9 protein-coding genes are annotated in these 12,612 nt (G+C 39.6%); 7 read left to right on the top strand and 2 right to left on the bottom strand.

All coding sequences use genetic code 11. From position 1 onward, the window contains the following. Positions 1-5: 5 nt before the first annotated feature. Positions 6-455, bottom strand: a complete 450-nt coding sequence (locus D7Z94_RS09005) for a nuclear transport factor 2 family protein (protein ID WP_120711233.1) — start codon at positions 453-455, stop codon at positions 6-8. 323 nt (positions 456-778) lie between these two features. On the opposite strand from D7Z94_RS09005, the gene D7Z94_RS09015 reads away from it, so the two are divergent. After that, positions 779-1,174, top strand: coding sequence for an acyl-CoA thioesterase (locus tag D7Z94_RS09015; protein ID WP_120711235.1), 396 nt, complete (start codon positions 779-781; stop codon positions 1,172-1,174). On the opposite strand, the gene D7Z94_RS09020 is transcribed toward D7Z94_RS09015, so the two are convergent. Beyond that, positions 1,171-2,448 (bottom strand): dipeptidase, encoded by a 1,278-nt coding sequence (locus D7Z94_RS09020; protein ID WP_120711236.1) that lies wholly within the window; start codon positions 2,446-2,448, stop codon positions 1,171-1,173. The genes D7Z94_RS09015 and D7Z94_RS09020 overlap by 4 nt on opposite strands. 197 nt (positions 2,449-2,645) lie before the next feature. On the opposite strand from D7Z94_RS09020, the gene D7Z94_RS09025 reads away from it, so the two are divergent. The 6 genes from D7Z94_RS09025 (at position 2,646) to D7Z94_RS09050 (ending at position 12,430) form a co-directional block, all read left to right on the top strand. After that, positions 2,646-4,421 (top strand): ATP-binding protein, encoded by a 1,776-nt coding sequence (locus D7Z94_RS09025; protein ID WP_147415856.1) that lies wholly within the window; start codon positions 2,646-2,648, stop codon positions 4,419-4,421. Further along, positions 4,418-4,798 carry a response regulator transcription factor gene (locus tag D7Z94_RS09030; RefSeq protein WP_120711238.1) on the top strand — a complete coding sequence of 127 codons (381 nt, stop codon included), beginning with the start codon at positions 4,418-4,420 and terminating at the stop codon, positions 4,796-4,798. Before D7Z94_RS09025 ends, D7Z94_RS09030 begins: the two co-directional genes overlap by 4 nt. Before the next feature lie 113 nt (positions 4,799-4,911). Beyond that, the gene (locus tag D7Z94_RS09035) at positions 4,912-7,347 is read left to right on the top strand and encodes a HEAT repeat domain-containing protein (protein ID WP_147415857.1); all 2,436 of its coding nucleotides are present in this window, start codon (positions 4,912-4,914) and stop codon (positions 7,345-7,347) included. A 31-nt stretch (positions 7,348-7,378) separates the two neighbouring features. Beyond that, the gene (locus tag D7Z94_RS09040) at positions 7,379-8,809 is read left to right on the top strand and encodes a glycosyltransferase family 2 protein (protein ID WP_120711240.1); all 1,431 of its coding nucleotides are present in this window, start codon (positions 7,379-7,381) and stop codon (positions 8,807-8,809) included. Position 8,810: 1 nt separating this feature from the next. Next, positions 8,811-11,198 carry an LTA synthase family protein gene (locus tag D7Z94_RS09045; protein WP_120711241.1) on the top strand — a complete coding sequence of 796 codons (2,388 nt, stop codon included), beginning with the start codon at positions 8,811-8,813 and terminating at the stop codon, positions 11,196-11,198. Next, positions 11,195-12,430: a YaiO family outer membrane beta-barrel protein gene (locus D7Z94_RS09050; protein ID WP_245967167.1), complete on the top strand. Its 1,236-nt coding sequence runs from the start codon at positions 11,195-11,197 to the stop codon at positions 12,428-12,430. Before D7Z94_RS09045 ends, D7Z94_RS09050 begins: the two co-directional genes overlap by 4 nt. The last annotated feature ends 182 nt before the right edge of the window (positions 12,431-12,612 follow it).

Consider the following 12,612-nt stretch of genomic DNA (forward strand, 5'->3'; position numbering starts at 1 on the left):
CTGCTTTACTTCGCCCTTCTGTTATCCCATAAAACATTAACTATTTTCCATTGATCATCAATCTTGGCCAGGTGTATATAATCCTGAAAATCAAAGGAATCGGTTCCAGTTTTAATACTGGCTGTATTTCCGTTGATATCCAATATTTCTACGTATACCTTTAACGGTTCGTCGGATGTTTTGAGCCATTTTTTAACTGGTGGTTTTGTTAGGGATGCCAGTTCCGAATGTTCCATTTCTTTTGCAAGATGTAGGCCATCCTTATTTTCATTTTGTTCTTTGATAATTTCCGGGTGAATTGCCCTTTTCATTTGCGCTTGATTACCTCTGTCCCGACTTTCCATATAGTCCGTAACCACTTGTTCAATGGCACGTTCTTCCGAAACATTGGCGAATCCCATAAATGAAAAGAAGGAGAGGAGAAGGAGGAGCAGGAACTTTACAATTGTTGTCATGCGAAGTTGGATTAGGTATGGCTTAAATGTATTTCATTACGGCCCAAACCAAAAACCAATTAAGAAAAGTTTATTCTAAGCTTAACAAATTTTATAAGTTAACCCCCATTTCTGTTAAAATTGAAGCTGCTTCCATAAAAAAAGATTCTGGTCTATTGCGACTTCTTAATACGATATGCACATTTTGTAGTGATGCTAACTATCAAAAATTCCATAAAACCGGCTCAAGATTTGCAAATCAAAAAAACGAAAGGATGATATCCATTTTACGGATTTAGCTTCAATTTCTTCCTTAATTTTACAACTTGTAAAATGGCTTAATTATGAGATTCCACACCAGAAAATGGGTAAAACCCGAGGATTTAAATGCCAATCAAACATTGTTCGGTGGCCGTGTACTCGCCTGGATCGATGAGGAGGCTGCGCTATATAGTATTATTCAACTGGAGAATAAGCGGGTCGTGACCAAGTACATTTCCGAAATCAATTTTATGAGCACCGCGGAACAGGGAGATATTGTTGAAATAGGAATAGAAGTCGTGAAATTTGGACAGTCCTCCTTAACACTTAATTGTGAGGTCCGCAACAAAATGACACGGGAGACCATTGTTACCGTTGATAACATCATCATGGTGAATTTGGATGAAAATGGGAAACCAGTACCGCATGGGAAGACCAAAATTGAATTTGTAAAGGATAGATTGGAAGAGGAGGATTAGCCCTCTGACAATTTTTCGGCCGTTTTCTGAACTTCATCCAAAACCCGAAGTAGATTACCGCCCCACAATTGGGCAATTTCGCTTTCGGTGTAGCCGCGTTTCACGAGTTCCAAAGTCACATTAAAGGTTTCCGAGGCATCTAACCAATCTTCTATGCCTCCGCCGCCATCAAAATCGGAACTAATGCCTACATAATCTATTCCCATAAAATCTACCATATAATCAATATGATCCACAAAATCCGAGACATTTACGGCAGGGGGCACCTCCTTCATTCGGGACATCATTTCCTTCGAAATTGTCATGATTTTTGGATGGTTCTTGTAAAATGCCTCTCGTTGCCCTCCTTCCAGTGTATCGAGCTGCGAAAGAAGCCCTAGGGAATCGGCCGCTTTTTGATATATGGCTTCCATAAAGGCGGTCCTTTTGGCATGTTTTTCGGCTTTTAAATAGGCATGCAGGGCGACTGTCTGTACAACTCCGCCATTTTCTTTTATCAATTTCAATTGTTCATCATCTAGATTCCTGCTATGATCACATACCGCTCTTGCGGAGGAATGTGAGGCAATGATAGGGGCTTTGGATAATTGGATCATTTGTTTCATGGCTTCCTTGGAAGTATGGGAAACATCGATCATTATCCCCAATTTGTTCATTTCCTTTACCGCTTCTTTGCCAAGATCACTCAAACCCTTATGCAACCAAATATTGTCGGCCTCTCCGGTATGGGAATCGCAAAATTGGCTATGGCCATTATGCGCCAAGGAAATATAACGGGCACCCAGCTCATGATATTTTTTAAAATTGGAAAGGTCTTCTCCCATGGGATAGGCATTTTCCACACCGATTAGAGCCACTTTTTTACCTTCCGCATACAGCCTTCTTACATCATCTGAAGTTAGTGCCAGTCCTATCTTTTCTGGGGCGATTTTCTCGCATAGCCGATGTATAGCGTCAAATTTTGCCATGGCATTGGCTTTCGCGATGGCATAACCATTGGGATTCAGGGAATCTTGGCCGGTATATACAATGAGCCAGGCCACGTCCAGCCCTCCCACACTCATTTTTGGGAGATCTACCTGGGTATCCAAGCGTTGTGAATAGTTGAGGGAATCAGAGAAGTTCTTAACGTTGATATCGATATGGGTATCTACGGTCATGGTATTTTCATGTATCCGTTTAGCCCTATCATCCAAGCTTTCTATCGTTTTTTCCTTTTCCCCTTTACAAGAGAATAAAGTGACAATGCAGAAAAGACAAATACCATTCTTCATATAGTGGAAATTTTAGACCTACAAATAAAGCTATTTGACAACATAATAGGAAGCCTAGGTAACATTTAATTGTGTACGATATGTGAATTGGTGAGTTTTAACCTAATTAGAATCAGAGTGTTAATAACAATTGGGAAGATATAATAAAAATCAAGGATAACTCTTGATTGTTTTCCCCAATAACCAAATCAAAACCATTGAATCCTAGAAACCTACTTTCTTCCCTAGAGAACATGGAATCCATGCTCAATAATTTTTCGTTTGAAGAGTTGAGCAGCTCGGAAGCCACTCATCTTAAAAAGTCTTTCAAAGCCTTTAAGGAAGATCTGGAAAAAAAAGTATTCGGAGAACCGGGTACCGTGGCAGTAGAGGTTAAAAAGGAACCCACGGACGGGGATATGGAAAGAAATTTAAGCACATCCCCAAATATGCTTATTGCCAAGGTGAGCCATGAAATAAGAACTCCATTAAATGGAATAGTTGGCTTTACCGACCTTTTGAAGGAAGATGGGCTTACTAACAGCCAATTGGAAAAGGTAAATGCTATTCAATCAGCATCCTATTCACTATTGGAGATTATAAATGAACTTCTGGAGTACTCCAAGCTGTCCGCCGGCCTAGAAGACTTTGATACTATAGACTTTAACTTCCATAATGTAATCAAGGATGTGACCTATTTGTGTAAAACCCTTATCACAGATAAGAAGGTAACCTTGGAAACGGATATTGATTCAAGTATACCAAGAATCTTAGTTGGTGACCCTTCCAAACTTTCACAAATTCTTTTAAATCTTTTAGGCAATGCCATAAAATTTGTGGAAGAGGGCAGTATACGATTGGCAATAGCAAAAAAACGAAAAATAAAGGATCAACTATTCCTCGAATTTTCCATTGCCGATACGGGCATTGGTATTGCCGAAAGTAAGTTAGCCAACATTTTTGACGCTTTTAAACAAGCCGACGATAGTACGTTTCTTAAATATGGTGGTTCAGGACTAGGTTTGAGTATAGTGAAGCAACTCATTGAAAATCTGGGCGGTAAAATTTCAGTTTCTAGCACATTGGGTATCGGTACAACCTTCAAATTTGATGTTCCCTATACGTTGGGAGCTAATGAAATGCTTGAACAAAAGCAGAAACCTACAATTCAAAAAGATAAAGTACGGCAATCCATTAAGGGAATGCGGATTCTCGTTTTTGAAGATAATTTGCTCAATCAACGATTAATAGAGGAACGTTTAAAATCATGGGGGTGTACAACGTTTATTACTGAGAATGCCGAATACGGCCTAGACATTCTTAAAAAAACAAAAGTGGATGCCGTTTTGATGGACTTGCGGATGCCCAAAATGAACGGATTTGAAGTTACCCAACAAATTCGCCAAAACAAAAATGCCGCCATACGGGAAATCCCCGTTATAGCACTTACCGCTGATTTTTCATTAGGAGACAAGGATAAATGTAGAAAATACGGTATCAAGGATTGTATCCTAAAGCCTTATGACCCTGATGAACTTATGCTAACCTTACTTAAAAACAAAAAAGACGGAAAAATGGCACTTGCAAAAGAACCCGAAAAAAAATTGGACAATACTCAAGATATAAAGAAGAGTTCTAAAAGAATAGACCTTACTCCAATCCTTAAAGATTGTATGAACGATGTAAATCTTTTACAGGAGTTGATTGAGCTGTACAAATTCAACGCTTTGGAATTCATAGGTTCCGCAAAAACTCATATTAGGTATGGTGATTTTGAAGAGTTGGGGCTTGCTGCCCATAAGATAAAGGCCGGACTTGCCATGATGCAGTCCCATGAACTACACGCCATAGTCGTACAGATTCAGGAGGCTTGTAAGACAGAAGGGGACATAAAACAGCTGAAATCCTTATATAACTGTTTTTTGGATGAATACCCAAAAGTGGAGTTGACCATTGACAAGGCTTTCGCGGAAATAAAACGAACCCAGAAATGATCGAAGGGAAAAAATTGTTATTGGCGGAAGATGATAATCTCTTGGCCGCTCTACTCAGGTATCGTCTAGAAAAGGGCGGATATCAAGTAAGTTTAAGTAAAGACGGAAAAGAAGTAAAGGAATATCTGGCCGAGGAAGTGCCTGATATAATTGTGAGTGATATTATGATGCCCTACTTCTCGGGAATAGAGCTTATAGACTTTGTACGTAACGAACTGGGTTCCAAAACTCCGATCATAATTATTTCCTCCGCTGGCAATGAGGAAAATGTATTGACCGCATTTGAACTGGGAGCAAATGATTTTATTTCCAAACCAGTAAGCCCTTCCGAATTGATAGTACGGGTCAAAAGAGAGTTGAACAACACAAAAATTTGATTGGTAAGGAGTTAACATATCAAAATATACTGTTGATAAGCGCGCCAAAGATCCATACGGATCTTTTGTGGGATTTAACCTTTTTGTTTGTTGGGTTGGCCATACTCTATTTCATGGGCATATTCTTTTTGCGAAACACGATTTCAAATAAGGCGGCTAAAGTGAGCCAACGCAAAAAGGAACTCTCACCCATGGTAAATGAATTTTTATTCCATGAGGAAGATTCAGATATCAAGGAGAAGACAAATTATTTGAACCTTAGAATTGAAATAAGGGAATTGCTCAGGGTAGATTTGAACAGGGTTGTCCTATCGGAAATATTATTGGATTTGAGTAGGGATGTTTCGGGAGATACCAAAAAAAGGTTGTTCAAACTATATCAAGATCTTGACCTGGATAAGGACGCTTTTTACAAACTAAAAAGTTGGCGGTGGGAAGTTGTTTCAAAAGGCATCTTGGAGCTTACTCAAATGCAGGTCACGGAATCCTATAGCTTCATTATCAAGTTCATCAATGATAAAAGGAGCACCATTCGCAAACAGGCAGAGATAGCCACAGTAACCTTAAAACACGAAGGAATCAATTATTTTTTGGATACTACAAAATATAGAATATCCGAATGGCAACAGTTAAAACTGTTGAATGTCATTCGTAATTTGGAAGATTATTGTCCACCCCGTTTTAAGGCATGGCTTACTTCCAAAAATAAGGATGTGGTCCTCTTTGCCATGCGCCTGATCAAATTTTACAATCAGAACGATGCCAGTGCTTCTCTAATAGAACTACTGAAACATCGTAACAACCAAATTAAACAGGAAGCGATCCAATGTATCAAGGAGTTTCATATAGTGGAGGCGCTGGACACCCTTAAGTTGGTCTTCCAAAAAGGGAATATGGATGTTAAGATTTCCATTTTGGAGGCAATAGCAGTTTTGGGAAGTGCCGAAGAAATAGAATTCCTAAAACATGTTGAAGCCAAATATGCCGATTTTGCCATTAAGAGCAAGGCCATAAGTGTCATAAATAGGATTGTTCCCGAAAGTATTATGCCCACCGAAAACATTGATAATGGGCTAGAGCACGACTGGAACAAAAAAACTGTTTCTAGCGATATAGATGACAAAAAAGAGATGGTTATAAACAAAGCCAAGGAATTTTCGGAAATGGACAAGGACAATCCAACCGAGTCCCTAGAAAAAGAAATCGCTCCAATCTCCTTGAGCACAGAGATAAAGGAAGAAACCGTGGAACCCCATTCGGAGGACCGGATAATCAAAAAAAGGGAAACCATCATGGATGATATCCGTATTCCGGAAGAGGAGGAGTTATTGGTCAATTTGGATTTCCTACCCATTGTGGTTGCTCAAAAAATGGGGGAAAAGGATATATCCTTGGGTCAGGAAAATTTCAGATACCGCTATATGGATGACGAAAAACATGACATCGAATACATTTTACAACTAGAGGTAAATTTTGAAGAAATAGGGGCCAATGGAACCAATACCGACCAAATTGAACCGAAAATGGCAGAGCTTGATATTTGGGAAGATCTGGATATATCCGAATTGCATTTTTTACCTATCGTCACAAGCAATGCAAATACGCAGGACGAGGCTCAAAAAAGCATTGATTCTGATCTGAGATCGGATATTGGAAAACACACTGTCCACTATGAACAGGTTTTGCCTCCACAAAAAATCGAACAAAAATCAAACGAGAAAATTCAGTTGGGCAACAAGGATAAAGAAACTCCTTCACCAATAAACAAAGAACAAGATTCCAAAAGACCAAATTCAATAAGCGAAATAAATGGGGAATACATCAGAAGTTTGAAAGTGGAACACGACACCTTGGATGTGGTACCACGGGATAATATAAAATATGAGCCCCAGCAGGAGTATTTTGAGTGGCCATTGGATGAGCTCGATAGTTCAGCAGATCAAACCGATGATCCGGAAAATGAATCCCATTTGGAATTGGAAGACTTCCTAAAGCACCTTCCCAAACCCAAATATTACAATAATGAAATTCTATCCGTACTTCAATTGCTTGATTTAATCGAAGCATTGGGGGACCAACGTGAAATACCCTTATTACATGACATCATGGAACAATCAAAAATGGACTTTATCAAAGAACGCGCCAAGGAACTCATCAAAAGATTTTCCCGTAAGGATGATTTATACGAAGTGGCTTGGGAATTGGACACGTTTCAAGACAACATTGTGGAATACAACATTTTTGAGGAATTATTTACAACCTGTGATACAGATTCCAAAATCATATTAATGAAGGAGATGTTGGTTGTTGGAGATCAAAAAGAAGTTAGGTTCCTTAAAAAACTGCTTCGCGAAGAAACTGAACAGAAAATACAGAATACGGCAAAAAAAGTATTGAGGCAATTACAAGAGCGCTTATTTAAGGAAGAAAAGGATTTCCTGGAACAAGCTAAAAATGAAATGGAAAGCAAGACGGATACCCTTCCTCTGGAGCAAGCCTTTTTAAATGAGGCTCGACAACGAGATTATGATAATTCTGAACTACCCTAAAAAAATTACCGGAAAACATTGAATAGGTAGCATGGATAGTGGACTACTACATATAATCCTGGAATATATAAACATTGTTTTTCTAACGTTTACAGTGGTATTGTTCTCCATGTTCACCGCAATGGGATACTTATCTACACGAAGTTCCATTCATTATAGAAATAAAAATAGTTTTGGTGACATTTCAAAGATTATGGCATCTCCTTTGGCCCCAAGTATAACCATCATTGCACCAGCATACAATGAGGGTATGACCATCGTTGAAAATATCCGTTCCCTGTTGTCCTTACGCTATGTAAATTATGAGGTGATGGTGGTCAATGATGGTAGCAAGGATGATACCTTGGAGAAAATGATAAAGGCCTACGACCTTGAAAAGATAGAACAGGAAATAGATCCCAATTGGCGTTCCAAACCCATTCGTGGCATATACAAATCCAAACACCGCTCTTTTTCCAAACTTACGGTCATAGATAAGGAAAATGGTGGCAAGTCCGATGCTTTAAATACGGGTATGGCACTTTCAAACAATAAATATGTAGGTTGCATAGATGTGGATTGCCTATTATTACCAGATGCACTTTTACATGTTGTAAAATCCTTTTACCAACGCTCTAAAAAACGTGTAATAGCCGTTGGCGGAGTCATTCGTATTGCAAATTCCTGCATAATTCAAGGCGGTCAATTGGAGGAAATTCGGCTGCCAAAAAACTGGCTGGCCAAATTCCAATTGTTGGAATATACCCGTTCCTTCATTTTGGGACGGATGGCATGGGGCCGTATAGATAGTCTACTTATTATTTCCGGAGCTTTCGGGTTTTTTGATCGGGAAATTGCCTTGGCCGTCGGAGGATATGATACCAATACCGTTGGCGAGGATATGGAAATAGTATTTAAAATGCGACGCTATATGCATGAGCGTAAGCAACCCTACACGGTAGAATATATTCCTGACCCTTTATGTTGGACCGAGGTGCCGGAGGATACCAAAATATTGATCAACCAAAGGGACCGATGGGCCAGGGGCAACCTGGAAACCTTGTATAAGCACAAGGACATGTTCTTCAACCCAAAATTTGGACGATTAGGTATGTTGAGCTATCCGTATTGGTTCTTTTATGAATGGCTGGCCCCCATTTTAGAATTTTTTGGTTTTTTCTCCATCATTTTGTTCTATTATTTAGGCATTCTCAACTGGGAGTTTTTCTTGGCCATAACGGCTACGGTATACATGTTTTCCATCATGTTTTCCTTTTACGCGATTCTATGGGATGTCTACTCCTATAATGAATACAAAAAGACGAAGGATATTTTAACGTTGATGTTTTGCGCGCTAATAGAGCCCTTTGTTTTTCATCCCATAGTGGTCTGGTCCGCCATACGGGGTAACTATAAGAAATTGTTTAAGATAAAATCGGGTTGGGGTTCCCAAGTCCGTAAAGGATTCGCAAAAGCCTCTTAATATGCAGGATAATTCAAACATATCCGCTATTTCGGAAAATGGGAAGACACTCAAGGATTTCATCCCTTTGGTCTTCGCATTTTTTGGTTGTTTGGTAGTATGGGCCCTGTACCAAAACATACGATTATACTTCTCCGGAGCTTTGGATGGTTTCCTAAACAAGAGCTTTTTTTTACTTGTGATGCATCATATCGGCTTTTCGGCAGTCTTGGCCCTATGTTCGGCATTCTTGTTCAATTTTTTGGAGCGAAAAAAATTCGGTCTGGGACTTAAGACCGCTAGAATTATTTTTCTGGTCTTTCTGATACTGGAGGGATTTCTTATCGAATACTATGTTCAGAACTATGAAATTCTGGGATTTGGAATTTTCTCCACATTACAAACAAGTAGCTCCGGCTTTTCACTTTTTCCCATGCTACTGACACTTCCCCTGGTGGCAGCTTTATTTTTCCATTTGTGCAGGCGTTTCGTATCCGTGTATAGACCCATTAGCAGAATGTACCCTTTTACAATTATTCTTTTCAGCATTTTTTTGGCAACACTCAATTCGGATAAAAAACCGATAAACGAAAACAAGGCCCAATACTTGATCGTTAGTTGGGCCAAAAACGCCTTCGATTTCAATACGTATGAAGGCACAAAGGACTATCCTCTTTTAGTATCCTATACTCAAAAAGATGATTTGGTACCCTATTTCAATTTAAAAAGAGAGAAACCCCATATCGTATTTCTAATCGTGGAAGGCCTAGGGTCGGATTTTATTGGCCAAAATCCCCGATACCCTGGATTTATCCCATTTCTAGATTCATTGCAAAACAAGGCTTTGGTCTGGGAAAATTTCATAAGTAATACTGGAGAAAGTGCTGCGGCCCTTCCGTCCATAATCGGTTCTTTACCATTTGGAAATACCGGGTTTACCAATGAAGACGGTTTTATCCATAGGCATACCCTCTTTGGTATTCTTAAGGACAATGGATATAACACTTCTTTCAATTATGGCGGGAATAGTGCCTTGAACCGTTTTGATCGTTTTTTGGACGAAGAACGCGTAGATCGAATATTGGACAAGAATAATTTTGGGGATGCATATCAACTTCAGGACGAAGATGCTGCAGGGATTTCTTTGGGGTATCCGGATAAAGATCTTTTTAAGCGAGGCGTATCGGTGCAAGAATCCTTTAACGGTCCAAGAATGGATGTGTTCTTTACCTTAAGTTCCAAAGCACCTTACCTTGTTCCGAATCGCGAATATTATGAGGATAGGGTAGGCGATGTAATGAAAAAATCATCCATAGGAAACCGAGAACGAAAGTTGGTCAGAAACCACAAGGAAATTTTTGCCAGTCTTATATATACGGACGAGGCAATAAAGACCTTTATCACCGAATATAAGCAAAATCCCGAGTATACGAACACCGTTTTTATCATAACAGGAACGCATAACCTTACCGACCTACCTCAAAAGGATGAGTTGAGCAGATACAAAGTGCCATTAATGGTTTATAGCCCTTTGATCAACTCCCCAAAGAGAATCGAATCTTTGGCTTCCCATGTGGACATAATGCCTTCATTGGTTTCCCTTTTGGACAATGAATACGGGCTTAGGGTACCGCAACAAGTTGGATGGCTGGGAGAAGGTCTCTTAAGCCCGGAGACTTTTGACGTACTAAAACAGGTTCCCCTCTTGAGAAGTAAAAATAATATCCAAGATTTTATTACGGGGCCCTATTACTTGACTGATAATTCCATGTATGAAATGGATGAAAATTTGAACTTAAGCGAGTTGGACAATGATGAAGTAGAGGAACGGGTTAGGGACAACTTTATATACTTTAAATCGGTAAATAAGTATGTAACCAGTGCTAACAAGATTATACCGGGAGAAGCGGCCATTTTTGCATCCATAAAGGCAGATTTCAGCAAACAGGATATGGTCTGGATACAAAGTGTATTTAACGGCAATGATTTTGATAGGGCCTATGAAACGGCACGCAATTTAGCCCATGGCCAAGAATGGGGAAGGGCGCTGTTGCTATGCAGGTATATTTTAAATGAAATACCGCGGCATGCGGATACGGAAATTTTAATGGGTAGAATTTATGCTTGGCAAAAGGAGTACGCGCGATCCATAGCAGTTTTGGAAGAAGCTATACGCAAATACCCTACGTATGCGGATGGGTATGCCGCACTATTGGACACTTTTTTTTGGTCGGAACAGCATAATAGGGCAATGGATTTATCCAAAAGGGTAAAACAAAATGGTATTACTTCCAAGGAAATTGAGAACAAAATCTTGCGTGCCAAGAAAAGGCTGAAATCCGAAAAAGAAACCAAGGATCTCAGCTTGGATCAAAACATCATGGCAGAAACAACATTTACGGAAAATTGAAGAATTTCAAAGACATATCTTTTATCCTCATTTGCCTCTATGGTTTGGCATGTTGGGGCCAGGACCTAGCCTACAACGGCAATCCGGACACCTCTTTTTTTACGGCAAGGGATTTGGCATTTGAGGGCAACAGACCGGTGGCTCGAGACACTTTGAGAAGTATTCTTACCAAGTATCCTGACTATGTAGACGTTAGAAACCTCTTGGCCAAAACGTACAGCTGGGACAAAAAATATGATGAGGCCCGGAAGGAGTTCAACAAGATTACGTCGGTAGAGCCTAAAAATAAGGAAGTATGGGTGGCGGCCATAAAAAATGAACTTTATGCCGAGCAACACTATATTGCCCTTGGGTTGGCCAACAAAGCCTTGAATCATCTTCCTTCGGATTCTGACTTGCAATCATTACGTGAGCAAGCCTTAAAAGGCCTATCTGAATTTGGTATCCCTGTGGAATCAAAGGAAACGGAAACCTTGGCAGAAACTTCGGAAGAAAAAACCCTGAAAAATAGCATCGGGATTTCCAATGCATTCGAAATCTTTGATATTGCTTATGAACCCATGATGTATACCAGTTTGGAATACCAAAGGGAAACAAAAGCGGGAAAAATAATTCCACGTTTAAACTATGGTAACCGTTTTGAAATCCAAGGTCTTCAATATGAGTTGGACTTTTATCCCAAGTTCTCCAAAAAGTTTTACGGCTACCTGAATTACGGGATTTCAAAGTCTGCTATTTTCCCCAATCATAGGGTAGGGGCGGAAGTGTTTGCCAATTGGCCAAAAAACATGGAGATTTCTATGGGAATGCGCTATTTGGATTTTGATGCCCTAAAGGCCAATATCATTACCGCTTGCGTGGCCATTTACCAAGGTGATTATTATTTTTCAATCCGACCTTATTTTTTGCCTAATATAAATAAGAGTGTTGGTTTTTCCGGAAACCTTCTAGCCCGGAGATATTTGAAGGATGGATCAAATTATCTAGGAATCAATATCGGAATGGGCTACTCTCCGGAATTAAGACAATTACTGGACGGGGACGAACTCTTGGCGGAAACGGTACTGTATATAGAGTCACAGCAGGCTATATTGGAGTATCAGTTTTCCGGAAAGAAGAACCCTAACCTGTACAGGGCCAATCTTGGTTTAGGACGCCAAGAATTGATTTTTGAATCCGGACGATTTTTTTGGGTGGTATCCGCTGGGATTACCTATCAGGTTAAGTTTTAGAATGAAAAGCATCGGTGAAATACCAATTAATTCGATGAAATACAAAGCTTGAATTGCCCTAAAAACCAGGAGTCAGCAGCTTTAACAAGTTTTACAACTAAAATTATTGAATACACCACAATTAATTGATTTTAGCCTACGTTAATAGTAAGTTTATATCATATAATAAAACAAACCCAAAT

Origin of the sequence: Ulvibacterium marinum (assembly GCF_003626755.1) — a bacterium.
GTDB lineage: Bacteria > Bacteroidota > Bacteroidia > Flavobacteriales > Flavobacteriaceae > Ulvibacterium > Ulvibacterium marinum.